Below are 23,793 nucleotides of genomic sequence, written 5' to 3'. Positions count from 1 at the left end.
GCGGACCTTATCCTCCCCAGTGAGCCGCTGCTGCCCGTAACGCCTGTGGCTAATGGTGCAGCCTACGCGGCAAGCTATCAATCAGTGTGAATAGGGTAAAGACGGTTCAGATCCAAACCGTACCGTGGACGGCCGCCCACCTGGGCCACACATTCGGCACCGGCACGGCAACCGGCCTGCAAAGCGGCCTGTTCGTCGGCGCCGAGCAATTTCGCGGCGAGGAACCCGGCGGCGAACGCGTCGCCCGCCCCCGTGGAGTCGACGACCTCGGCGGACACACCCTCCGCGGTGGCCACCACCTCTCCGTCGACGGCGGCCAGCGCGCCGCGCGCGCCCAGCTTCACGACCGCTGTGCCGTATCTCTCACTCAAGTGTACGGCCGCCGCCTGCGCCGTTTCGGCCCCGGCGAGGAGGAGGGCCTCGTCGAGGTTCGGGATGATCAGGTCCGCCGGCGCGGTCTCCGCGATGAAACGTTCGACGCCGAACTCGCGCAGCGGGCCCGTGGAGGCCGGGTCGACGCTGATGCCGACGCCCGCCGCCGCCGCGTCCGCCATGGCGCGTCGGGCCAGGCCCAGCCCCGCTTCGGCGAACAGGATGTAGCCCGACAGGTGCAGCCGGGCCATGCCGTCGAGCAGCGCCGGGTCCCAGTCGGCCTCGGAGATCAGGCCGCCGGCGCCGCGGTTGGTGAGCATCGAGCGCTCGCCGCTGCGGTCCACCATCGCGATCACGACGGCGGTGGGGCGGTGGGGGTCCACCGTCACGTGCGGCTGCACGCCCGTCTTGACCAGCTCGGTGGTGTGCCATTCGCTGCTGTCGTACCCGAGCCTGGCCAGCAGGTGGACCTCGGCGCCGAGGCGGGCGGCCCAGGCGGCGGTGTTCGCGCCGGAGCCGCCCGGGCGCAGCACGATGTCGGCGGCCGTGTCGGTGCCGGACATCACGGGGGAGCCGTGCAACGCCACCACATCGGTGACGACGTCCCCGATGATCAGGAGGGCGTTGTCGGTCACGATCGGGCCCAGGAGACGGCGATCCGGGCCGCCAGGGCGGTGTTGCCGCGCACGGCGGCGAGGTTGGCCTCCAGGGAGGCGCCGCCGGTGCCGTCCACCAGGTAGCCGAGCAGGAACGGGGTGATCGCCTGCCCCTTGATCCCCTCGCGCTCGGCGGCGGCCAGCGCCTCGCCGAGCACGCGGTCGTGCAGCTCGGGGTCGAGCTGCTGGTCCTCGGGGACGGGGTTGGCCACGATCAGCGCGGTCTCGGGGCCGCCCAGGGCGTCCTGGCCGCGCATGATGGCCGCGGCCTCGTCCGGCGAGCCGATCTGCCAGTCGATCGGCTGGCCGGAGGAGTGCAGGTAGAAGCCGGGGAAGGTGTCGGTGCCGAACCCGACGACGCTGACGCCCCGCGTCTCCAGCCGCTGCAGCGTCGCCGGCACGTCGAGGATCGACTTGACGCCCGCGCACACGACGGTGATCCGGGTGCGGGAGAGCGTGTCGAGGTCGGCGGACTCGTCCTGGTCCTCGGTCCAGCCGCGGTGCACGCCGCCGAGGCCGCCGGTGGCGAAGACCCGGATCCCGGCCCGCGCGGCCAGGAACGAGGTGGCCGACACCGTGGTGGCGCCGCTGGCCTTCAGCGCCGCCGCGAGGGGCAGGTCCCGCTGGCTCAGCTTGCGCAGCCCGGGCTCGGTCGCGATGCGCTCCAGCTCCGGCTCGTTCAGGCCGATGCGGGGCACGCCGTCGAGGACGGCGATGGTGGCCGGCACGGCGCCCGCCGCCCGCACGACCCCCTCCAGCTCCCGCGCCACCTCCAGGTTGCGCGGCTGCGGCAGCCCGTGGGAGATGATCGTGGACTCCAGCGCCACGACCGGCGCGCCGGCCGCCAGGGCCTCGGCGACCTCGTCGGACGGCTGGAGGAGGGAGTCGGTGGTGCTGTGCATGACGGGTTTCGTGCTCCTTTGGGTGGATTTTGGGACTGCTTACGGGGAACGGCCGCTTTCGCGGTATTTGTTCCGAACGGAGCAGGGTACGGCCCCGCAGGCCCGGCCGTCCACCCCGAGGATCACACGAGGAGCGCCACCCCGGCCAGGGACGTGACCGCGATGATCGCCGTGGCGATGCCGCCGAGCAGCGCCGCCCGGCCGCCCCGCACGAGTTTCCGCACGTCGATCCCGGTGCCCAGGCCGAACAGGGCGGCGGCCATGAGCACGTTCGTGACGGCGGGCAGCGCGCCCGTCACCGACGCCGGCACCAGCCCCGTGCTCCGGACGGCCACCATCGCGAGGAACGCGAGCACGAACAGCGGCACGACCGGCGGCCTCCGCCCAGCCTCAGGCCGGTCGGAGGGTGAGGCGGTGCGGGAACGGTAGGACGTCAGGGCGACGATGGGGGCCAGGAGGACGACCCGCCCCAGCTTGACCGTCACCGCGACGGCCAGCACCCCCGAGGCGGCGCCGATCGCGGCCACCTGCGCCACCTCGTGCACGGCCGCGCCCGTCCACACGCCCAGCTCCGCCGGAGACAGGCCCAGCAGGGAGGCCAGAAGGGGGATCAGGGCGATGGACGCGGTCCCGTACAGGACCACGACGCCGAGCGCGCTCGCGGCGGCCTCCTCGTCGTCGGGCAGGTCGGTGCTCTCGCGCATCGCGGCGATGGCCGCGGCGCCGCAGATGGACACCCCCGTCGCGATGAGCAGGGACGTGCCGCGGCTCAGCCCCAGCCGGCGCCCGATCACCGGGGTCACGGCGAACGTCACGCCCGTCGCCACCGCCACGACGGCCAGGCTCTGCCAGCCGAGCGCGAGCACCTGCGGCACGGCGATCTGCAGGCCGAGCAGCGCGATCGCCACCCGCAGCACCCGCCTGGAGACGAACGCGAGCCCCGGCCTGAGCCGCTCCCCGACCCCCGCCAGGCTCGCCAGGGCGGCCCCGGCGGCGACGGCCACCACGGCGGGCGACAGGGCCGGGACGAGCAGGTTGACGAGCATCGCCAGCACCACCGCCCCGCCCGCGACACCCGCTCCTGGTGCCAATGTCCTGAGGTGGGAGCGGGTTTCGTGCGGAGTGGTGAGCATGATCCCAGTCTTCAGAGCGGGAGGAGGGCCGAGTAGCCATGCCTTGCCTGTGAGGCCATAGCCTGTGGCTATGAGTGCGCTGCCCGACCTCGACTCGCTGAAGCTCCTCGTCGACGTGGGCGAGCTGGGCAGCCTCGGGCGCGCGGCCAGGGCGGCCGGGATCGCCCAGCCGTCCGCCAGCAAGCGCATCGCCCTGCTCGAACGCCGCCTCGGCCTCCCCCTGCTCGAACGCACGCCGCGCGGCTCCACGCTCACCGCCGAGGGCAAGATGGTGGCCGGCTGGGCGGCGCAGGTGCTCGGGGCCGCGCAGGAGCTCATGCGGGCCGCCCAGGCCGTGCGCCTCAGCGAGGCCGCCCACCTGCGGGTGGCGTCGAGCATGACGGTGGCCGAGTACCTCGTGCCGCGCTGGCTCGGCGAGCTGCAGCACCGGGAGCCGGACGTCCAGGTGGGGCTCGACGTCGTGAACTCGGCCGACGTCGCGGCCCGGGTGCTGGCCGGGGAGGTCGAGCTGGGGTTCGTAGAGGGGCCGACCGTGCCCGACGGGCTGGCCGTGCGGGTCGTGGGCACCGACCGGCTCGTGGTCGTGGTGGCGCCGGCGCATCCGTGGGCGCGCCGCCGTACCGTGCTGAGGGGGCCGGAGCTGGCCGCGACGCCGCTCGTCGTGCGGGAGCCGGGCTCCGGGACGCGGGAGACGCTCGACGTGGCGTTCGCCGCGATGCACCGGGCCAGCCCGCGGCTGGAGCTCGGGTCGAACTCGGCGGTGAAGGGGGCGGCCCAGGCCGGGGTGGCGCCCGCGGTGCTCAGCGGGTACGCGGTGGAGTCGGACGTGGCGACGGGGCGGCTCGTGGAGGTGCCGCTCACGGGGGTCAACCTGGTGCGCAGCCTGCGGGCGGTGTGGCGGCGCGGCCGCCCGCTGACCGGCCCGGCCGCCACCCTCCTGGCGATCGCCAGCCGCCCCTGACCCGGATCGCGGAGCGCCGACCACCCCTGACTCGCTCGCCCTTCCCACGGGGAGGTCGTTGACGGGCGGGGCAGGGCGGGTCGTAGGGTGCGAAGGTGGCTTCGTATGACGTGGTCGTGGCAGGAGGCGGGCACAACGGGCTGGTCGCGGCGGCGTACCTGGCCGGCGCCGGGCGGCAGGTGCTCGTGCTGGAGCGGTACGCGCACGTGGGCGGCCTGGCGATCTCCGCCCAGGCGTTCCCCGGGGTGGACGTGCGGCTGTCGCGGTACTCGTACCTGGTGAGCCTGCTGCCGACCCGGATCGTCCGCGACCTGGGGCTCGACCTGGAGCTGCGGCGCCGCCGCTACGCCTCGTACACGCCCGTCGGCGACACGGGCCTGCTCGTCGACAACGAGGACGACCTGCGCACGGCGGCCTCGTTCAGAAGCGTCACGGGCGGCGAGGCCGACCACGAGGCGTGGCGCCGCTTCTACGGCATGACCGCCGAGGTGGCGCGGGCCCTCGCCCCGACGCTGCTCGAACCCCTGCGGTCGCAGATCGAGATCGAGCGGCTGGTCGGCCCCGAGGCGTGGGGTGAGCTGTTCGCGCGGCCGATCGGGGAGGTCGTGGACGAGCGGTTCCGCGACGACACCGTGCGCGGCGTGGTGCTGACCGACGCGCTGATCGGCACGTTCGCCGACCCGTCGACCGACCTGCTGGCCAACCGGTGCTTCCTCTACCACGTGATCGGCGACGGCACCGGCGAGTGGAACGTCCCGGTCGGCGGCATGGGCGCGGTGTCGGGCGCGCTGGAGGCGGCGGCCAGGCGGGCGGGCGCCGAGATCAGGACCGGCGCGGAGATCGTCGGCATCTCGCCGTCGGGCGAGGTGACGTTCGTGGCGGAGGACGGCGAGCACACCGTGAGCGGCGGCTACGTGCTGGTGAACCTGCCGCCGGCCGTGCTCGACCGGCTGATGGGCCGGCCCGCGACGGTGCCGGAGGGGGCGCAGCTCAAGGTGAACATGGTGCTCACGCGGCTGCCCCGGCTCAAGGACGACTCGGTGGACCCGAGGGCGGCCTTCAGCGGGACGTTCCACATCAACGAGGGGCGCGATCAGCTCGCGGCGGCGTACGCGCAGGCGGAGCGGGGCGAGATCCCCGACCTGCCGCCGGCCGAGGTCTACTGCCACTCGCTGACCGACCCGTCGATCCTGGGGCCGGAGCTGCGGGGCAGGGCGGAGACGATGACGCTGTTCGGCCTGCACATGCCCGCCCGCCTTTTCCGGAAAAATCCGGACAAGGCGAGGAAGCTGGCCCTGGACGCCACCTTCGCCTCCATGAACGCGGTCCTCGCCGAGCCGATCGAGGACTGCCTGCTCACCGCCCCCGACGGCACCCCGTGCGTCGAGGTCAAGACCCCGGTCGACCTCGAACGGGACGCGGGCCTGCCCGGCGGCCACATCTTCCACACCGACCTGAGCTGGCCGTTCGCCGAGGGCGGCGGGTGGGGCGTGGAGACCGAGCACGAGCGCGTCCTCATGTGCGGCGCGGGCGCCCGCAGGGGCGGCGGCGTCAGCGGCATCGGCGGCCACAACGCCGCCATGGCGCTGCTGCGCCGGTAGAGGCTGCTCAGTCGTCGCCGACGAGCTTGGTGGCCACCTCCAGGGCCACGTCCGCGCGCTCGGCCTCGTCGAGGTCCATCTCGAACAGGAACGGCACGCTCCCGAGTATCACCGCGAACACCGCCAGCCTGGCCTCGAACTGCTTGACCGCGCTCGCGCCGGGCACGGACAGCACCGACAGCATGCCGAGCATCCCGCTCCGCATGCGCTGCCCGGCCGGGTTGCCCTGCATGACACCCTGGTTCACCTGGGCGAACTTGAACAGCGGCCGCCACTGGTCCTCCAGCAGCCCGGAGATGCGCCGCAGGATCTCCTGCCGGGACGCGGCCGTCTGGGGCTGCTCCTTGGCCCAGGCCACCAGCTCGTCGATCGAGTCGCACAGCCGGTCGACGACGCTGGCCAGGATGTCCTCCTTCGTGCGGAAGTGGTAGTAGAGCGCGGGCCTGGTGATCTCCAGCCGCTCGGCCACCTCCTGCAACGAGGTCTTGTCGTATCCGCGCTCGGCGAACAGCTCCAGCGCCACCTGCTGGATCCGCTCACGTGTGTCCGTCCGCCGGCCCGCCATTCCGCTCCCATCACTTGACGGCCCATCGCACCATTGCTTACTTTCGCGTAAGTAAGCAATGCGATCGGCTGCTTCCCAGGGGGTCAAGACTATGGCGCATTCCTTCCCGCTTCCGCGTACCTGCCCGTTCGCGCCGCCGCCCGAGTACGCGCGGATGCGCGAGGAGGCGCCGCTCGTCCGGGCCTCCCTGCCCGGCGGCGACGTCTGGCTCGTCACCCGGCACGCCGAGGCGCAGCGCGTGCTCGCCGGCACCGGCATCAGCACCAGCCCGGCCACGCCCGGCCATCCCACCGCCGCCTTCCGCACCGAGGCCCCCTCGCCCGAGGAGGAGCAGGCCCTCGAACACTTCAGGACCGGCCACTTCATCGACCTCGACCCGCCCGAGCACACCAGGTTCCGGCGGCTGCTCATCCCCGAGTTCACCGTCCGGCGGATCAAGGAGCTGCGCCCCGACATTCAGAAGCTGGTCGACGGGCTCATCGACGACATGGTCGCCCAGGGGTCCGAGGCGGAGCTGGTCGAGGCGTTCGGGCTCGCCCTGCCCTCGCTGGTGATCTGCCGGCTCCTCGGCGTCCCGTACGCCGACCACGCGTTCTTCCAGGCCCGCACCCGGGAGATGCTCAGCACTGACGACGACTCCCACGCGGCGGCGTTCGCGATCAGGGACTACCTCGACGGGCTCGTCACCGCCGCCGAGCAGGCCCCGAAGGACGACCTGCTCGGCCGGCTCATCACCGGCGGCCGGCTCACCCACGACGAGCTGGTGGGCGTGATGTTCCTGCTGCTCGTCGCCGGCCACGAGACCACCGCCAACATGATCCCCCTGGCCGTGCTCACCCTCCTGCGCCACCCCGACCAGCTCGCCGCGCTGCGCGCCGACCCCGCCGGCTGGCCCATGGCGGTGGAGGAGCTGCTGCGCTTCCACTCCATCGTCGACTGGGCCGCCTTCGACCGGGTCGCCGTCGAGGACCAGGAGATCGGCGGGCAGCTCGTCAGGAAGGGCGAGGGCATCTTCGTGCTGGGCGCCTCCGCCAACCGGGACGAGCGCGTCTTCGAGCGGCCGGACGCGTTCGACATCGAGCGCGGCGCCCGCCACCACGTCGCCTTCGGCTACGGCGTGCACCAGTGCCTCGGTCAGAACCTGGCGCGCGCCGAGCTGGAGATCGCGCTGCGCACCCTGTTCGAGCGCCTGCCCGGCCTGCGCGTCACCGTGGCCGACGCGGACCTGACCGCCAAGTACGATGGAGCCATCTTCGGGCTCACCTCGATGCCCGTCGCGTGGTGATCCTCATAAAATCTCCGTGAGGTCGTTCATCACGTTTTCATGATGAGCCCCTAGCGTTTCAAGCATGAGTGAGCCCGCACGGTTGCTGGTAGTGGACGACGAGCCCGCGTTGCGCGAGGCTCTGCAGTCGAGCCTGGAGTTCGAGGGCTACAAGGTCGTCACGGCCAACGACGGGCAGCAGGCGCTCGACGCGCTGGCGGCGGAGACGTACGACGCGGTGCTGCTCGACGTCATGATGCCCAGGCTCGACGGGCTCACCGCGTGCCGCCGCCTGCGCGCCTCCGGCAACCACGTGCCCGTGCTCATGCTCACCGCCCGCGACGCCGTCGGCGACCGCGTGTCCGGGCTCGACGCCGGGGCCGACGACTACCTCGTCAAGCCGTTCGAGCTCGACGAGCTGCTGGCCCGGGTGCGGGCGCTGCTGCGGCGCGGCGCGCTCAGCGCCGGCACCCCCGAGGGCGACACGCTGTCGTACGGCGACCTGCGCATGGACCCGGCGACCAGGGAGGTCACGCGCGGCGACCGCCGGCTCGACCTGACCAGGACCGAATACCTGCTCATGGAGCTGTTCCTCGCGCACCCGCGCCAGGTGCTCACCAGGGACCAGATCCTCAGCGAGGTGTGGGGCTTCGACTTCGAGCCGACCTCCAACTCGCTCGACGTGTACGTGATGTACCTGCGCCGCAAGACGGAGGCCGGGGGCGAGCCGCGCGTGATCCACACCGTGCGCGGGGTGGGTTATGTGCTCAGGGCCACGCAGTGAAGGGCACATGGGGTGACCGTGTCCGCGCCCTGGCCACGCGCGGCAGCCTGCGCACGCGGTTGACGCTCCTGGTCACGGTGGCGGTGGCGCTGGCCATCGCGATGTGCGCCGGCCTGTCGTACTTCATCCTCCAGGACCGGCTGCGGGGCAACCTCGACGCCACCATCGAGCAGAGCGCCAGGAAGAGCGACAAACCGTTCCTGGAGCACAACTGCACTCCCGGGGGCTCGCCCGGCCCCTTCGACGGCATGGCGACGCTGCTCTACCCCAATGGCACGACCTGCTCGATCGGCGACCCCATCGTGCCGGACTACGAGCTCGACATGGCGGCCCTGGAGCCGTGCGAGCCGGTCTACCGCTACGGCACCACGCGCGAGGGCAAGCAGGTGCGGGTGGTGACGGTCAACTTCAAGCCCGGCGTGGCGGTGATGGAGGCCAGGTCGCTCGGGTACATGCGCAGCACGCTGCAGAAGGCCGCGCTCATGCTCGGCGGCATCACCGCCCTGGGCGTGCTCGGCGCGGCCTGGGCGGGCCTGACGATCTCCCGTGCGGCCCTGCGTCCCGTGGGCGACCTGACCAGGGCGGTCGAGCACATCGCCCAGACCGAAGACCTCGACACGCGCATCCCCGTCCACGGCAACGACGAGATCGCCCGCCTGTCCTCCTCGTTCAACGCCATGACGGCCGCCCTGGCCGGCTCCAGGGAGCGGCAGAAACAGCTCGTCGCCGACGCCGGCCACGAGCTGCGCACCCCGCTCACCACGTTGCGCACCAACATCGACCTGCTGCTGCGCAGCGAGCAGACGGGCCGCAGCCTCGACCCGGGCGCCAAGGAGCGGCTGCTGGTCAACGTGAAGGCGCAGTTCGCCGAGCTGTCCACGCTGGTGGCCGACCTGCTCCAGCTCGCCAGGGGCGACACCGACCACGAGCCGCACGTCGAGCTGGGCTTCCACGAGGTGGTCACGGCCGCCGTGGAGCGGGCGCGGCTGCGCGGCGCGGAGGTGGTGACCGACCTCAGCCCCTGGTACGTCGTGGGCAGCGCCACCTCGCTGGAACGGGCGGTGCTGAACCTCATCGACAACGCCGCCAAGTTCAGCCCGGAGGGCGCCCAGGTGGAGGTGAAGCTGCGCGACGGCCGCCTGACCGTGCGCGACCACGGCCCGGGGCTGCCGGAGGAGGAGCTGCCGCACGTGTTCGAGCGGTTCTGGCGCTCCCCGTCGGCGCGCGGCCTGCCCGGCTCGGGGCTGGGGCTGGCGATCGTGGCGCAGGCCGTCACGGAGGCGGGCGGCACCGTACGCCTGGAGAACGCTCCAGGTGGCGGGGCGATCGCGACCATGGACCTGCCGGGAACTCTCATCCGTAACTCAGAAACGGATAAGTCACCTTAAAGACCCAAAAAGTGTCCTGGCTGCATGGAGACAACAGCAGTACGGACCCGCCTGGTCGAGGTGGTCGTCCCGGTCTACAACGAGCAGCGGGCGCTGCGAGCCAGCATCGCCCGGCTGCACACCTACCTCACCCAGAACTTCCCCTACGGCTTCCGCATCACCATCGCCGACAACGCCAGCACGGACGACACCTGGCAGCTCGCCACCGAGCTGGCCAGGGAACTGCCGCACGTACGGGCCGTGCACCTTGACGAGAAGGGCCGCGGCCGGGCGCTGCGCACCGTGTGGTCGCGGAGCGAGGCCGACGTCGTCAGCTACATGGACGTGGACCTGTCCACCGACCTGGACGCGTTCCTGCCGCTGGTGGCCCCGCTGCTGACCGGGCACAGCGACCTGGCCATCGGCACCCGCCTGGCCCGCGCGGCGCGCGTCGAGCGCGGGCCCAAGCGGGAGTTCATCTCCCGCTCCTACAACCTGCTGCTCCGCCTCGGCATGGGCGCCCGCTTCTCGGACGCGCAGTGCGGCTTCAAGGCCGTGCGTACGGAGATCGCCCAGGCTCTGTTGCCCGGTGTCGAGGACGAGCAGTGGTTCTTCGACACCGAGCTGCTGCTCCTGGCCGAGCGCCACGGCCTGCGCATCCACGAGGTGCCCGTGGACTGGGTGGACGACCCGGACAGCCGGGTCGACATCGTGCAGACCGCCCTCGACGACCTGCGCGGCCTCGTCCGCGTGGCCCGCGGGACGCTGTCCGGCGCCACCCGCGTCCCGCTGTCCGGGCGGGCCGAGCTGCCGAAGGGCATGGCCAAGCAGCTCCCGCGGTTCGCGATCGTGGGCGTGGTCAGCACGCTGGCGTACCTCGTGCTGTACTCGCTGCTGCGCCAGGTCGTGCCGCCCCTCGCCGCCAACGCGGTCGCGCTGCTCGTCACCGCCGTGGCCAACACCGCCGCCAACCGCCGCTTCACCTTCGGCGTCAAAGGCCCGGGCGGGGCCGTGCGGCACCAGTTCGAAGGGCTGATCGCCTTCCTCGTCGGGCTGGCGCTCACCTCGGGCAGCCTCTCCCTGCTGCCCGCCGGGGTCTCCCACGGCGTGGAGCTCGTCGCGGTCATCGTCGCCAACGCCGCCGCCACCCTCGTACGCTTCCTGCTGCTGCGCGCGTGGGTCTTCAACCCCAAGCGGAGGAACACCCCATGACCGTCACCGCGATCAGGCCCGGGCACCGGGCCGCCGGCCGGCGCGGCGCGCTCGCCCGCGCCCTCCTCGGAGCGGAGCAGGACCCGCGCTGGTCGCGGCCCGCCATGTGGGCGGTGCTCGCCGTCGCCTTCGTCCTGTACGCGTGGGCGCTGAGCGGCAACGCCAACGAGTACTACGCCGCCGCCATCCTGTCGGGCACCAAGAGCTGGAAGGCGTTCTTCTTCGGCGCCATCGACGCCGGCTCCTTCATCACCGTGGACAAGCCGCCGCTGGCGCTGTGGGTGATGGGGCTGTCGGCGCGGATCTTCGGCTACGGCACGTGGAGCATGCTGCTCCCGCAGGCGATCGCCGGGGTGGCGGCCGTCGGCCTGGTCTTCTCGGCGGTGCGCCGCGCCTTCACCGCCCCGGCTCATCCCGGTGGCGGGCGGCGGGGGCACGTGGCGGCGCTGATCGCCGCCGTCGTCATGACGCTGACGCCCATCACCGTGGCGATCAACCGCGACAACAACCCCGACACCGTGCTCGTGCTGCTGCTCGTCCTGTCGGCCTGGTTCTGCCTGGAGGCGCTGCGGACGGGCCGGATGCGGTCGCTGCTGCTGGCGGCGTTCTTCGTGGGGCTCGGGTTCAACGCCAAGATGTTGCAGGCGTACCTCGTGGTGCCGGCGCTCGCGCTCGCCTACCTGGCGTGCGCCAGGACGCCCTGGATCAGGCGCGTGTGGCATCTGGTGGCGGCCGGGGTCGTGCTGGTGGTGTCCAGCGCGTGGTGGATGGTGATCACCGACCTGTGGCCGAAGGACTCCCGCCCCTACATCGGCGGCTCCACCGACAACACCGTCTGGGACCTCGTGATCGGCTACAACGGCCTGGGCCGCGTCTTCGGCCAGGGCCGCGGCAACGGCGGTGGCGGTGGTGGCGGGGGCTTCGGCGGGGAGTCCGGGGCCGGGCGGCTGTTCAACGAGATCCTGGCCGGGCAGATCTCGTGGCTGCTGCCGTTCTGCGTGGTGACGCTGGCGTTCGCGATCCTGCTGCGGGTGCGGCGCGTGACCGGCGACGGCGGGCCCTCCGGGGCGGCCTGGCTCGTGTGGGGCGGGTGGCTGGCCGTGCACTACGTGGTTTTCAGCTTCTCCAGCGGCACCTTCCACCCGTACTACACGACCGCCATGGCGCCGGCGGTGGCCGCGCTGGCCGGGACGGGCGTCGTGGTGATGTGGGCGGCGTACCGGCGGTCGCGGGCGTGGGCCTGGGTGCTGCCGCTGGCGGTGGCGATGACCGGGGGCTGGTCGTTCGTGGTGCTGCGGCGCACCCCCGACTGGCTGCCGTGGCTGGCCTGGGTCGTGCTCGGGGCGACCCTGGTGGCCGTGGCGGCGCTCGTGCTGGCCAGGATGCGGGCGCAGGTGCGGGTACGGGTCGCGGCGGTCGCGCTCGCGGCCGTGGTCGTCGCCGGCCTGGCCGGGCCCGCCGCGTACGCGGTCACGCCGCTGCAGTCCCAGACGAACGGGACGAACCCGACCGCCGGCCCCTCGTCCGGACGGATGGGCTTCGGCGGGCCCGGCGGCATGCGCGGCCGGATGCCGACCGGCGGCGCCGAGTTCCCCGGCGGGCAGAGCCAGCAGGGGCAGGCGGGGAACGCCGAGCGCCGGGCCGGCTTCATGGGGCGCGGCGGCCCGGGCGGCGGTGTCAGTGACGCGCTGGCCGAGTACCTGGTGGCCAACCAGGGCGGCGCCACGTGGCTGGTCGCGGTGAGCAGCGCCCAGCAGGCGTCCGGCCTGATCCTGTCCACCGGCAGGCCGGTGATCGCGATGGGCGGCTTCACCGGCAGCGACCCCGCCATGACCGTGGCCCGGCTCCAGGCGCTGGTCTCCTCGGGCCGGCTCAGGTACGTCCTGTCGGGCAGCGGCGGCGGCCCCGGACGGGGCGACACGGAGGTGACGACCTGGGTGCGGCAGAACTGCTCGGCCGTGGACGGCCAGGACGGGCTCTACGACTGCTCGGAGTAGCCGGGAGTGGGACGTCCGGAACCCGGCGTCCCACTGGGTCTTGACAACGATGTCAGACCGTTTCTTGATGGTCTTATGGCCGTACCGCTGATCGCCGCCCGCGGGATCGTGAAGAGCTACGGCCAGGTCGAGGCGCTGCGCGGCGCGTCCTTCAGCCTGGGGGCCGGCGAGGTGGTCGCGCTGATCGGCGACAACGGGGCCGGGAAGTCCACGCTGGCGAAGATCCTCTCGGGCGTCGAGCGTCCGGACGGCGGGACGATCGAGGTCGACGGCGAGCCGGTCGCGTTCGGCTCCGCGGAGGAGGCCAGGAGCGCCGGCATCGAGACCGTCTACCAGGACCTCGCCCTCTGCGCCGACCTCACCCCCGCCGCGAACTTCTTCCTCGGCCGGGAGCGGCTGCGGCCCGGCCTGCTGGGGCTGCTCGGCGTGCTGGACAACGCCGCCATGCGCCGCGCCACTCAGGACGCCTGCGAGCGGCTCGGCGTGCGGCTGCCCTCCCAGAGCGCGCCCGTGTCGGCGCTGTCCGGCGGGCAGCGGCAGGGTGTCGCGGTGGCCAGGGCGGTGACGTGGGCGCGGCGGGCGGTGTTCATGGACGAGCCGACGGCGGCGCTCGGCGTGGTGCAGACGCGCCGGGTGCTCGACCTCATCAGGACCGTACGCGACTCCGGCGTGTCCGTCGTGCTCATCAGCCACAACATGCAGGACGTCATGGCGGTCTCCGACCGGGTCGAGGTGCTGCGGCTGGGCCGGCGGGTGGCCCGCTTCGCCACGGCGCAGGCGTCGATGGAGGACCTGGTCGGCGCCATGACCGGCGCCCTGGAGCAGCAGGAGGGCCGGCCATGACGGGCGGGGCCGCGCACGACGGGCCGACGGGGACGGGCGGGGCCGCGCACGACGGGCCGACGGGGACGGGCGGGGCCGCGCACGACGGGCCGACGGGGACGGGCGGGGCCGCGCACGACGGGCCGACGGGGACGGGCCGGGTCGCTCGCGATGCGGCGGCGGCGGAGGGGGCGGGCGCGAAGCCGGCGCGGACCGGCCGGGGCGGGCCGCAGGTCGTGTGGATCGGGCTGGTGCTGGTCGCGCTGCTGGCCGCGTTCTCGGTGCTGGCCCCGCGCGCGTTCCCCACCTCCTTCAACCTGCTCAACCTGGTCAGCGACGCCGCGATCCTCCTCCTGCTGGCCACCGGCATGACGTTCGTGATCATCACGGCGGGCATCGACCTGTCGGTGGGCGGCGTGCTCGTGTTCTCCGCCGTGGTGGCGGCCAAGGTGACCGAGGGCACCGGCTCCGCGGCGCTCGGCGCGGCCGGCGCGCTGGTCACCGGCCTGGCCTGGGGCGTGCTGAACGGGGTGCTGGTCGCGCTGGGCCGGATCCCGGCGCTGATCGTGACGCTGGGCACGCTCGGCATGTCGCTCGGCGGGGCGCTCCTGCTCACCGGCGGCGTCGACCTGCGCGCCCCCGCGGACCTCAACCTGGGGCTCGGGCTGGCGCGCTGGCTCGGCGTGCCGCTGATCGTGTGGATCTGCGCCGCCATCACCGCCGCCCTGGCGCTGGCGCTGGCCTTCACCCGCTTCGGCCGCCACACGTACGCGATCGGCTCCAACGCCGAGGCCGCCCGGCGCGCCGGCGTGGCCGTGCGCGGCCACCTGATCAAGGTGTACGGCCTGGCCGGGCTGCTCGCCGGGCTGGCGGGGCACCTGTCGCTGGCCAAGTACGGCATCACCGGCGTCTCCGCGCACTCCACCGACAACCTCCAGGCCATCGCGGCCGTGGTGATCGGCGGCACGTCCCTGTTCGGCGGGGTGGGGACGGTGACGGGCACGGTCATCGGCGTGTTCATCCCCGTCGTGCTCCAGAACGGCTTCCAGATCCTCGGCGTGCGCCCGTTCTGGCAGCAGGTGGTGGTGGGCGCCGTGCTCGTCGCCGCCGTGTACCTGGACCAGTGGCGGCGCCGGGCCCGCGACCAGTGAAGGAGGCACCACCATGCGCAAGGCCATGGCCGCCCTCGCGGCGATGCTGCTGATCACGTCCTGTGGAAGCGGAGGCGGGGACACGGGCGGTGGCGGTGACCGGATCAGGGTCGCGCTCGTGCAGGGGCTGGCGGGGGAGGAGTTCTACGAGACGATGGCGTGCGGGGCGCGGGCCAAGGCCAAGGAGCTGGGGGTGGACCTCGACGTGCAGGGGCCGCAGAAGTTCGACCCGACGTTGCAGACGCCGATCGTCAACTCCGTCGTCGCCGGGGCGCCGGACGCCCTGCTCATCGCCCCGACCGACGTGAAGGCCATGATCGCGCCGCTGACCCAGGCGAAGCAGCAGAACATCAAGATCATCCTGGTGGACACCGTGGTCGAGGACCCGACCATCGGCCTGTCCAGGATCAGCACCGACAACCTCAAGGGCGGCGCGGCGGCGGCCGAGGCGCTGTCGGAGCAGGTCGGCGGCAAGGGCAAGGTGCTGGTCATCTCCACCGACCCCGGCGTCAGCACCGTGGACGCGCGGATCAAGGGCTTCGCGGACGAGATCAAGGCGAGCCACCCCGGCCTCACCTACGTCGGGGTGCAGTACTCGCACAACGACGTCGGCGAGGCGTCCCGGATCATGAACGCGGCGCTGGCCAAGGACGCCGACCTGGCCGGGGTGTTCGCCACGAACCTCAACTCGGCCACCGGCGCGGGCACCGCCCTGCAGCAGGCCGGCAAGCTCGGCAAGGTCAAGATGGTGGGCTTCGACGCGGGCCCCGCGCAGGTGAAGCAGCTCAAGGACGGCGTCGTGCAGGCGCTGATCGCGCAATTGCCCGCGGACATCGGGGCGAAGGGCGTCGAGCAGGCCGTCGCGGCGGTGAAGGGGCAGGAGGTCACGCCGTCGATCCCGACCGACGCCACGATCGTCACCGCGGCGAACGTGGACCGGCCGGAGGTGCAGAAGGTCCTCTACAAGGCGGGCTGCTGAGCAGCGAAGCCTCTCGTACCCCCACAAAACGGCTGTAAGGTAACGCGGCATGGGGGTGGATGACGAGCCCGGCGCGGCCTCTCAGGCGCCGGGTCCGGGCGGGTGGGCGCACGGCTCGGGGTGGCGGGCGCCGGCCGAGGTCGAGCGGGACCTGTACACGGCCAAGCTGCGCGGCGACTGGCCCGCCTACCTCGACGTCCTGGCCCGGGCCGACCTCTACCACGCGATGTCGCGCGCCCAGGCCGACGCCCAGCCGGGCTGGATCCACTTCAACCCCGTCCGGGTGAACGGCCACCTGATGCTCGCCTTCCACACCGACGGGATGCTCCCGGCGCCCGTGCCCGACCCGGTCTTCTTCGCCACCGACCTGGCCGACCTCGCACAGGACTGGCCGCGCGACGACGAGTGGCTGGCCGTCAACCCGGGCACCCCGGTCGAGGCGTTCTTCCCCGCCACGGCCGCCCACCGGCAGATGTGGCGCCGGCACGCCGAGCGCGCGACCGCCCCGAGGCGCGGCCGGCTGCGCACCCTGTGGTCGGGCGGCCCGCTGCACGGGCCGGTGGCGCACGGGCTGGCCTGCGGGGCGCTCCTGTGCGTCACGAACGGCTCCCTCTGGAACGCGATGGGCTGGCACGGCACCGGCTACGTCCGCGAGCGCCGCCGCTTGCAGGAGTGGTGGGGCATCACGGACCGGGCCGGCTGGGCGAGCGCGATGGAGGACCTGCTCGCCGGCGAGATGAGCAGCTCGGTCTGGGGCTTCGTGCTGGGCGTGCGCCGCAGCCTGGCCCTCGACTTCGGCGGCACCGTCGAGCTGGACCACTGGCGGCACGCGACCACCCGCGTCCTGCACCACCGCGCGGCCCAGCCCACGGCGCCGGCGCAGGGCACGGGGCCGGCGCAGGGCACGGGCCCAGGACAGAGCGTGCGGCCGGTGAGCGAGACCGAGCTGCGGGCGCAGGTCGCCGGGGCGCAGCGGCTCATCGGCCGGATCGCCAGGTACGAGGCCCGCTTCCGCGCCGACGGCCTCCTCCCCGAGAACCGGTTCGTGCACTCGGTGGCGGCCTGGGACTACGGCCGGGCCTCGAAGATGGCCCGCTGGGGCCTCGGCGCCCGCTACTGCACCCTGGAGGAGGCCGAGCAGGCCGTCCTGCGGGCCGGCCGGGTCAGCCGGCTCGACTACCGCTCGTGGGAGGACTTCTCGGCCGCGTACATCCTGGGCCGCTGCCTGCACTTCGACGAGGAGGAGTTCGGCGACTGGTACGGCGAGATGCTCGCCGCGCACCGCATCCTGATGACCGACCCCGCCAGCCCCTGGCGCAACATCCCCTTCAAGCAGCCCTAGCAGCGAACCGCTACCGCAGCGGTGGATACGGCGAGTACGGTGCTCTGGGGCGACGGCTCACGGGGCCGGATGCGCGGACGCGAAGGAGCGAACGGTGCCGAGTGCTGTACTGCGCGGGGTGACTCTCGACTGTGCCGACCCGCGGACGCTGGCGGGCTTCTACGGTGCGCTGACCGGGATGCGCGAGCTCTTCAGCTCGGACGAGTTCGTCGCTCTGACGGACGGCTCCGGCTGCGATCTGGGGTTCCAGCGGGTCGACGGATACCGGCCCCCGCGGTGGCCGGGTCAGGAGGTGCCGCAACAGGCCCACCTGGATCTCCGCGCCGACGACCTCGACGCGGTGGAGGAGCTGGCCCTGGAGCTCGGCGCGGCCAAGCCGGACCGCCAGCCCGGCGACGGGCGCTGGCGGGTGCTCCTGGATCCGGCCGGACACCCCTTCTGCCTGACGTCTTCCTGACATCACCGGCGTTGACGGGTGTCGCCCGCCAGGCGCCGTGGGGCTCAAGCCTGGGTCCTGAGAGGCGCGGGCCCTAAGCCGGCAGGGCCGCCAGGAGGAAGGCGAGGCGGGCGGCGGCGGACTCGACGTCTTCGGTGGTGCCCAGGCGGTAGCCCCACGAGGTGACGAAGGCTCCGTCGTCGGAGCACGTCACCGTCTCCGCGAGGGTCGCCGAGAAGCGGTTGCGGACCGCCACGTAGGCCGGGTCGCTGGACAGCGCCAGACTCTGCACGGACAGGTCGGCGTGACGACCCGCGTGCCAGGCGAACCGCTCGAGGCACAGCGCGGTATCAAGCATCATGCGTCACCTCCGCAACGTCTCGCGACAGAATTGCACGATCTTGCGGTGGGTGGCAAGCAATTGCTGCGGTTAATGTGGGCCTTGTTTCCGGTAATCGTGAAGAATCGAGATGATGACTTCCCGCCCCGCTTCCCCGAACTCGGCCGCTTTCGCGTAGTCGTCGAATGCCCGCACGTAGAAGGCGATGTCGTCGGGGTCACGCAGGATGAGGTCCTTGGTCATGGTGGCGACGGCGACCATGGCCTCGTTGTAGATCCAGAAGCCGTTGACGGGGTTGGCCGGCAGCTCGGTGGCGAAGGGGATGACGCCGAACTCGACGTTCGGCAGCGTGCTGACGGCGAGCAGGCGGTCGAGCTGGCCGCGCATCACCTCGGGCGGCGCGAGCGCGGTGCGCAGGGTCGCCTCGGTGACCACGAACCTGAAGGTCCGCGTGCGGTCGTAGAGGATCTCCTGGCGCTGCATGCGCACGCGGACGGCCGCGTCGATCTGGTCGGCGGCGCTGTAGAGCCGCTTGACCTTGCGGAAGACGTGCCGGGCGTACTCGGAGGTCTGCAGCAGGCCGACGATGATGCCCGGCTCGAAGACGCGGAAGACCTTGGTGCGCGCCTCCAGGTCGCGGATGTCCTCCTGGATCGCGGCCAGGCCGCTGCGGTGGCGCTGCTTCCAGTCGTCGTGCCGCTCCAGCAGCGCGATCGACTGCCTGATCAGCTCGTCGGTCGTGTCGGGCGAGGCGTTGACGGCCTGCGCCCACACGACGACGTCGTCCTCGGTCGCCGTCTGCCGGGCGTTCTCCAGCCTGGAGACCTTGGACGGCTGCCAGCGCAGCCGCTCGGCCAGCTCCTTGCCCGACAGATGGGCCGCCTCGCGCAGCTGGCGTAGCTGGCTGCCGAGGTCGATGCGCGCCTGCTGAAAGGACGTCACGCCGCAAGAGGCTAGCCCCGCCCGCGCCGATCATGCCAGGGCCCGCCGCAATTGTGATCAACCGGTTGCCGTGGGTGTTCCTCCGCTGCTCGGGAAAGCGTTTGCCGTAGGGGCATGCGTGCCGGCGGCGTCCGGCAGGACGCGGCGGGCGATCTCGGTGATGAGCTCGCGGGGGACCTCGACCGCGGTCTCGCCGTCGAGGACGTCACGGAGGTCCGCGAGCGCCTCCGCGTCGGTCACTTGCAGACCTTGCACGACGATGGTGCCGCGGTCGGTCTCGTACAGGGTGGGACAGGCGCCTGCCTCCGAGGTGGAGCCGAGGAACCGCATTCGCATGACGATCCTTCCCCGATTAATTGTGCAATTGCGCGCAATTGTACGCTGCGGCGCCCGGCTTGTGATCGTCTTTCCGGAAAACGTGATATGTGATGCCTCAGTCGAGAGCCCCGTCCATGAACTCCCGCGCCCGCTCGAACAACCCCAGCGTCGCCGCGTGCAGCAGGTCGCCGAGGTCCTGCGGCGCCTTCCCGGCGAACGCCCTGGCGTGGGTGCCTTCGAGCACGATGCCGAGCTTGAAGCAGGCCATCACCGCGTACCACTCGATGGCCGACATGTCCCGCTCCGACAGCGCCCCGTAGTACGCGACCAGCTCGCGCGGCGGCGGCAGCCCCGGCACGTGCTCGTTGCCGGACGGCCACATCGCCAGCAACCAGCCCAGATCCACCAGCGGATCGCCGATCGTGCACATCTCCCAGTCGACGATGGCGGCCACGCGCGGGCTGTCGGGGGCGAACATGAGGTTCGCGAAGTGGTAGTCGCCGTGCATGACGCCCGGGGTGAACGTGCGGGGCAGGTGCCGGGTCAGCCACTCGGCCGTCTCGTGCAGGCCGGGGATGTCGGGGCCCGGATAGCCGTCGAGCTCGCCGTAGGAGTCGAGCTCCTTGAGCCAGCGCGGCACCTGCCGCTCCAGGAAGCCCTCGGGCCGCCCGAACCCCGGCAGCACCGCCGGATCGACGCGCCCCAGCTCGGCCAGCGCGGCGGCGGCCTCCAGCCCCATCCGGTGCCTGATCGCCGGGTCGGAGGCATGCGGCTCCGGCAGCCCGGTCGAGGGGTTGAACCCGTCGACCGGCTCCATCAGGTAGAACACCGGCTCGCGCGCCGTCTGCGCGGCCACCAGCCGGGGCGCGGGCACGGGCGTGTCGCGCAGCGCGGCCAGCACCCGCGCCTCGCGGCGCAGCACCTCGTTGCTCTTGCGGCGGGTGTGCAGGGGAGGGCGGCGCAGGATGTACGGGCGGCCGCCGCGCTCGAAGCGGACCATGACGTTCTGCGTGCCGCCCAGGACCGGCGCCTGCCCCGTGATCGGGCCGCCGGGCAGCCCCTCGGCGTCCATCCACGCGCCGAGCTCGTCGAAGTCGATGACGCCGACGTCGATGTGGGTGGAGGAGGTCATGGACCGCCCTTCGACAGAACGATATTCTGGTGCTTGACCCTACGAGAGCCCCGCAAGGCGGGTCAACCCAGCGCCTGCATGAACGGCAGATACTGGCACGCCCGGTCGCCCGGCAGCTCCCCGCCGCGCACCATCATGGAGACCTGCCACGGGCTGCCGATCCCGTGCTCGCCCGCCCAGGCGATCAGCGCCTGCCTGGACAGGTCGAAGTCCATCCGCACCTCGCCGCCGGCATGCAGCGCCAGGTCCCCGATCAGCGCCCTGGCCGTCCCCTCGTCGCGCGCCACGACCGGGCCGATCACCGTGTTGTCGTCGTTGCGCCAGCAGTGCCCGAAACCGCCCTCGGCCACGCGCACCTGCACGCCGAACCCGAACATCCGCCGCAGCAGCGCCGAGCGGTCCGTGCCGAACACCTCCGCGTCGAGCCGCAGGATGGCGTCGAGATCCGCCTCCGTGGCCGGTCGGGTGCGCCCCGACGGCTCTCCCCGGAAGACGCCCGTGTGCTTGGCCGCCCGGCCGGCGACGCGGAAGCCGAGCCGCTCGTACAGGGGGCGGCCCATCTCCGTGGCGTACAGCGAGACCGTGCGCCCGGCCGCCCGCTCCAGCACGTGCTCCATCAGCCTGCCGGCCAGCCCCTGCCGCTCGTACCTGGAGGCGGTCAGGACCATGCTGACCACCGCGTGGTCGTCGCCGTAGAAGGTGAGCACGTTCGTGGCGGCCAGGCCGTCGCCGTCGGGGGCGTCGATGCCGTACGGCTCGCCCACCTCGAACAGCAGGCCCCACTTGTGCCGCTCGGGCAGCCACCCACGGTCCTTGGCCAGGCGGGCGCAGTCGTCGAGGTCGGCCAGGGTGAGGCGGCGAACGTTCATGGGGGCATTGTTCTTCATGCAGGATGAAGGTCTCAAAACGATTTTCGGAGGTGGAGGGGCGGATGGGGTACGTGGCGGCCATCGACGTCGGCGGCACCACCATGAAGGGCGGGCTCGTCGCCAGGGACGGGACGATCCGCCACGCCGAGCGCCGCCCCACCCCGCGCGCCGAGGGCCCCGCCCGGGTGGTCGCCGCCATCTCCGCCTTCGTCGCCGACCTCGCCCGCCCCCGCGACGGCGTGCGCCCTCAGGCCGTGGGGCTCGCGGTGCCCGGCCTCGTCACGCCCACGCACGCCGTGTTCTCGGCCGCGTTCGGCTGGCGCGACGTGCCCGCCGAGGCGTTCGCCGGCGACGTGGACCTGCCGGTGGCGCTCGGCCACGACGTCCGCTCGGCCGGCGAGGCCGAGCTGGCCTACGGGGGCGGCGAGGACGACGTGCTCTACCTGCCCATCGGCACCGGCATCGCGGGCGCCGTGGTGCTGTCAGGGGCGCTCTACGGCGGCGCCGGCGGGTGGGCCGGGCAGATCGGGCACATCCCCGTGCGGCCGGGCGGGGCGGCCTGCGGCTGCGGGCAGCGCGGCTGCCTGGCCGCCTACGCCTCGGGAGGGGCCGTCGCGGCCCGGTTCGGCGCTCCCGGGGCCGAGGAGGTGGTGCGGGCGCTCCTCGACGGGGACGCGCGGGCGGCCGCCGTCTGGGACGACGCCGTGGACGCGCTCGCCCTGGCGCTGGCCACGTACACGCTGGTGCTGGATCCCGCGGCCGTCGTCATCGGCGGCGGGGTCGCGCAGGCGGGCGAGACCCTGCTCGCGCCGCTGCGCACGCGGCTGGGCGCCCGCCTGGGGGAGCGGCCCGCGCCTGCGGTGCGGGCCTCGTCCCTCGGGGCCGTGGCCGGGCTCATGGGGGCGGGGCTGCTGGGGTGGCGGGCGGCGCCAGCGACGTAGGGACGTCCACCGGCCGCGCCCGCAGTTCCTCGCCGAGCGCCTTCGCCTGCGGGTCCATGCGCGGGCTCGCGGCCACGCCCCTGCCCAGGAGGCCGTGGACGACGAAGTTGAGCGCCTTGAGGTTGGGCAGGTCGTGGCGGTCCACGTGGTAGGGGGCGAGGCCGGGCAGGAGGCGCTTGAGCGTCTCGACGGTCAGGTGGGCGGCCAGCCAGGTGTAGCGGGCCTCGGTGTCGGTCCAGACGCCCAGGTTCGCGTTGCCGCCCTTGTCGCCCGAGCGGGCACCCGCGATGCGCCCCAGGGGGATCGTGGTGACCGGCTCCGCCGAACGTGCGCCGGCCGCCTGGACCTCGACCACGGGCGCCGCGAGGGGTGCGGCCTGCGCGCGGGCCGCCGGGGCCGGGAGGCTTGTGGCGTGCTCGGAGGCCGCCGCGGCCGGGAGCGGGATCTCCTCGCCGTTCAGGAACACCCTGGGGCGCACCTCCGAGGCGGGCACCAGCACCGGCCAGTACACCCCGTACGGCGAGGCGTTCCCGGGCGGGGAGAGGCCGTAGAAGCCCGGGTAGCTGGCCAGCCCGGTCTCCACGACGGCGGAGGAGAAGGCACGGCCCGCCGTGCGCTCGTCCGCGGACATCACGGTGATCCGCAGCAGCCCCGAGTCCGTGAGCGTCACGTCCACCGAGTCGAACGACTCGCGCGGGATCCGCGCCCAGATCGCCTCCTCGGCCACCCGCGCCTTGGCCGGCACGTCGAGGCCGGTCAGCACGAGCGTCATCGTGTTGCGGTAGCCGCCCAGGTAGTTGACGGCCACCTTCAGCGTGTCCGGCGGGGGCTCGCCGCGCACGCCGGAGATCAGCACCCGGTCGGGGCCGTCGCCGGACAGCGTGATCGTGTCGAAGCGAGCCACCACGTCAGGGCCCAGGTAGCGGGGGCCGCCCAGCTCGTACACGAGCTGCGCCGTCACCGTGCCGACCGAGACCAGGCCGCCGGTGCCCGGGTGCTTGGTGATGACGGACGAGCCGTCCGCGCGCAGCTCGGCGATAGGGAAGCCGCAGTGCGCCAGGTCCGGCACGTCCTGGAAGAACGCGTAGTTGCCGCCCGTCGCCTGGCAGCCGCACTCGATGACGTGCCCGGCCACCACCGAGCCCGCCAGCGGGTCGAGGTCGTCCGGCCCCCAGCCGTAGCGCCAGATGCCCGGGCCCGTGACCAGGGCGGCGTCCGTGACGCGGCCGGTCACCACGACGTCCGCGCCCGCCGACAGCGCGGCGGCGATCGGCCGGCCGCCGAGGTAGGCGTTCGCGGTCAGCGGGGTGGCGGTCAGGTGCTCGCCGGTGTCGGCGTTGACCAGGGGGAACTCCCGGCCGGTGAGGTCGTCGCCGGTGACGTGCGCGACGGACGGGGCGAGGCCGAGGCGGCCGGCCAGCTCGTGCACGGCCTCCGCGCAGCCGGCCGGGTCGAGGCCGCCCGCGTTCGTCACGATCCTGATGCCGCGGTCGAGGCAGGGCCCCAGGACGTCCTCGAGCTGGCGCAGGAACGTCGGCGCGTACCCCGGGCGGCCCTTGAGCCGGTTGCCGGCCAGGATGAGCATGGTCAGCTCGGCCAGCCAGTCGCCGGTCAGCACGTCGATCGGGCCGCCCTCGACCATCTCCCTGGCGGCGGAGAGCCGGTCGCCGTAGAAGCCGCTGCAGTTGGCCACGCGCAGCACCATCG

23 protein-coding genes are annotated in these 23,793 nt (G+C 73.0%); 13 read left to right on the top strand and 10 right to left on the bottom strand.

Going from position 1 to position 23,793, the window contains the following annotated elements:
• Window positions 1-77: 77 nt before the first annotated feature.
• From HCN51_RS06465 to HCN51_RS06455, 3 genes are all read right to left on the bottom strand, one after another.
• Entirely contained in the window at window positions 78-1,007 is a 930-nt protein-coding gene (locus HCN51_RS06465; protein WP_168007766.1) for a PfkB family carbohydrate kinase, read from the bottom strand.
• Complete coding sequence (locus tag HCN51_RS06460; RefSeq protein WP_168007764.1) at window positions 1,004-1,930, bottom strand: pseudouridine-5'-phosphate glycosidase; 927 nt, start codon at window positions 1,928-1,930, stop codon at window positions 1,004-1,006. Before HCN51_RS06460 ends, HCN51_RS06465 begins: the two co-directional genes overlap by 4 nt.
• A gap of 122 nt (window positions 1,931-2,052) precedes the next feature.
• The gene (locus HCN51_RS06455) at window positions 2,053-3,063 is read right to left on the bottom strand and encodes a YeiH family protein (protein ID WP_168007761.1); all 1,011 of its coding nucleotides are present in this window, start codon (window positions 3,061-3,063) and stop codon (window positions 2,053-2,055) included.
• 70 nt (window positions 3,064-3,133) lie between these two features.
• Here HCN51_RS06455 and HCN51_RS06450 point away from each other — a divergent pair, with 70 nt between their 5' ends.
• Both HCN51_RS06450 and HCN51_RS06445 read left to right on the top strand, forming a co-directional pair.
• Window positions 3,134-4,024, top strand: coding sequence for a LysR family transcriptional regulator (locus tag HCN51_RS06450; RefSeq protein WP_080036564.1), 891 nt, complete (start codon window positions 3,134-3,136; stop codon window positions 4,022-4,024).
• Window positions 4,025-4,119: 95 nt separating this feature from the next.
• Window positions 4,120-5,625 (top strand): FAD-dependent oxidoreductase, encoded by a 1,506-nt coding sequence (locus HCN51_RS06445; RefSeq protein ID WP_168007759.1) that lies wholly within the window; start codon window positions 4,120-4,122, stop codon window positions 5,623-5,625.
• 7 nt (window positions 5,626-5,632) lie between these two features.
• Here the strand turns inward: HCN51_RS06445 and HCN51_RS58000 are convergent, their stop codons facing one another.
• Window positions 5,633-6,190: a TetR/AcrR family transcriptional regulator gene (locus HCN51_RS58000; RefSeq protein WP_080036566.1), complete on the bottom strand. Its 558-nt coding sequence runs from the start codon at window positions 6,188-6,190 to the stop codon at window positions 5,633-5,635.
• A gap of 91 nt (window positions 6,191-6,281) precedes the next feature.
• Here HCN51_RS58000 and HCN51_RS06435 point away from each other — a divergent pair, with 91 nt between their 5' ends.
• The 10 genes from HCN51_RS06435 to HCN51_RS06390 all read left to right on the top strand — a co-directional run bounded on the left by HCN51_RS06435 (window position 6,282) and on the right by HCN51_RS06390 (window position 17,565).
• Complete coding sequence (locus tag HCN51_RS06435; protein WP_168007757.1) at window positions 6,282-7,475, top strand: cytochrome P450; 1,194 nt, start codon at window positions 6,282-6,284, stop codon at window positions 7,473-7,475.
• A gap of 64 nt (window positions 7,476-7,539) precedes the next feature.
• Window positions 7,540-8,238, top strand: a complete 699-nt coding sequence (locus HCN51_RS06430) for a response regulator transcription factor (protein ID WP_080036568.1) — start codon at window positions 7,540-7,542, stop codon at window positions 8,236-8,238.
• Complete coding sequence (locus HCN51_RS06425; RefSeq protein ID WP_346433552.1) at window positions 8,235-9,626, top strand: HAMP domain-containing sensor histidine kinase; 1,392 nt, start codon at window positions 8,235-8,237, stop codon at window positions 9,624-9,626. Before HCN51_RS06430 ends, HCN51_RS06425 begins: the two co-directional genes overlap by 4 nt.
• Window positions 9,627-9,650: 24 nt before the next feature.
• A complete protein-coding gene (locus HCN51_RS06420) occupies window positions 9,651-10,817 on the top strand; it encodes a bifunctional glycosyltransferase family 2/GtrA family protein (RefSeq protein WP_168007755.1) in 1,167 nt (388 codons plus the stop codon).
• The gene (locus tag HCN51_RS06415; protein WP_168007753.1) at window positions 10,814-12,814 is read left to right on the top strand and encodes a glycosyltransferase family 39 protein; all 2,001 of its coding nucleotides are present in this window, start codon (window positions 10,814-10,816) and stop codon (window positions 12,812-12,814) included. Before HCN51_RS06420 ends, HCN51_RS06415 begins: the two co-directional genes overlap by 4 nt.
• A 75-nt stretch (window positions 12,815-12,889) precedes the next feature.
• Window positions 12,890-13,657 carry an ATP-binding cassette domain-containing protein gene (locus HCN51_RS06410; RefSeq protein WP_168007751.1) on the top strand — a complete coding sequence of 256 codons (768 nt, stop codon included), beginning with the start codon at window positions 12,890-12,892 and terminating at the stop codon, window positions 13,655-13,657.
• Window positions 13,654-14,787: an ABC transporter permease gene (locus tag HCN51_RS06405; RefSeq protein WP_168007749.1), complete on the top strand. Its 1,134-nt coding sequence runs from the start codon at window positions 13,654-13,656 to the stop codon at window positions 14,785-14,787. Before HCN51_RS06410 ends, HCN51_RS06405 begins: the two co-directional genes overlap by 4 nt.
• Window positions 14,788-14,800: 13 nt before the next feature.
• On the top strand, window positions 14,801-15,766 hold the full coding sequence (locus HCN51_RS06400; RefSeq protein WP_168007747.1) for an ABC transporter substrate-binding protein: 966 nt from the start codon (window positions 14,801-14,803) through the stop codon (window positions 15,764-15,766).
• 49 nt (window positions 15,767-15,815) lie between these two features.
• Window positions 15,816-17,108, top strand: coding sequence for a DUF1266 domain-containing protein (locus HCN51_RS06395; RefSeq protein WP_168007745.1), 1,293 nt, complete (start codon window positions 15,816-15,818; stop codon window positions 17,106-17,108).
• Window positions 17,109-17,202: 94 nt separating this feature from the next.
• Window positions 17,203-17,565 (top strand): VOC family protein, encoded by a 363-nt coding sequence (locus HCN51_RS06390; RefSeq protein ID WP_346433551.1) that lies wholly within the window; start codon window positions 17,203-17,205, stop codon window positions 17,563-17,565.
• Window positions 17,566-17,638: 73 nt separating this feature from the next.
• Here the strand turns inward: HCN51_RS06390 and HCN51_RS06385 are convergent, their stop codons facing one another.
• The 5 genes from HCN51_RS06385 to HCN51_RS06365 all read right to left on the bottom strand — a co-directional run bounded on the left by HCN51_RS06385 (window position 17,639) and on the right by HCN51_RS06365 (window position 21,145).
• Window positions 17,639-17,905, bottom strand: a complete 267-nt coding sequence (locus HCN51_RS06385; RefSeq protein ID WP_080036575.1) for a hypothetical protein — start codon at window positions 17,903-17,905, stop codon at window positions 17,639-17,641.
• A gap of 69 nt (window positions 17,906-17,974) precedes the next feature.
• The gene (locus tag HCN51_RS06380) at window positions 17,975-18,826 is read right to left on the bottom strand and encodes a Scr1 family TA system antitoxin-like transcriptional regulator (RefSeq protein ID WP_168007743.1); all 852 of its coding nucleotides are present in this window, start codon (window positions 18,824-18,826) and stop codon (window positions 17,975-17,977) included.
• A 57-nt stretch (window positions 18,827-18,883) separates the two neighbouring features.
• Window positions 18,884-19,162 carry a hypothetical protein gene (locus tag HCN51_RS06375; RefSeq protein ID WP_168007741.1) on the bottom strand — a complete coding sequence of 93 codons (279 nt, stop codon included), beginning with the start codon at window positions 19,160-19,162 and terminating at the stop codon, window positions 18,884-18,886.
• A 97-nt stretch (window positions 19,163-19,259) separates the two neighbouring features.
• Window positions 19,260-20,276: a phosphotransferase family protein gene (locus HCN51_RS06370; protein ID WP_080036578.1), complete on the bottom strand. Its 1,017-nt coding sequence runs from the start codon at window positions 20,274-20,276 to the stop codon at window positions 19,260-19,262.
• A 62-nt stretch (window positions 20,277-20,338) separates the two neighbouring features.
• Window positions 20,339-21,145 carry a GNAT family N-acetyltransferase gene (locus HCN51_RS06365; RefSeq protein ID WP_206066627.1) on the bottom strand — a complete coding sequence of 269 codons (807 nt, stop codon included), beginning with the start codon at window positions 21,143-21,145 and terminating at the stop codon, window positions 20,339-20,341.
• A gap of 62 nt (window positions 21,146-21,207) precedes the next feature.
• Here HCN51_RS06365 and HCN51_RS06360 point away from each other — a divergent pair, with 62 nt between their 5' ends.
• On the top strand, window positions 21,208-22,086 hold the full coding sequence (locus HCN51_RS06360) for an ROK family protein (RefSeq protein WP_168007737.1): 879 nt from the start codon (window positions 21,208-21,210) through the stop codon (window positions 22,084-22,086).
• Here the strand turns inward: HCN51_RS06360 and HCN51_RS06355 are convergent.
• Window positions 22,040-23,791, bottom strand: a complete 1,752-nt coding sequence (locus HCN51_RS06355) for an acyclic terpene utilization AtuA family protein (protein ID WP_168007735.1) — start codon at window positions 23,789-23,791, stop codon at window positions 22,040-22,042. The two genes, HCN51_RS06360 and HCN51_RS06355, sit on opposite strands and share 47 nt — an antisense overlap.
• Window positions 23,792-23,793 lie beyond the last annotated feature (2 nt).

Source organism: Nonomuraea composti (assembly GCF_012034275.1).
Lineage (GTDB): Bacteria > Actinomycetota > Actinomycetes > Streptosporangiales > Streptosporangiaceae > Nonomuraea > Nonomuraea composti.
Note: the sequence above shows the minus strand (reverse complement) of the source record. Positions and strands in the feature narration are given on the sequence as shown.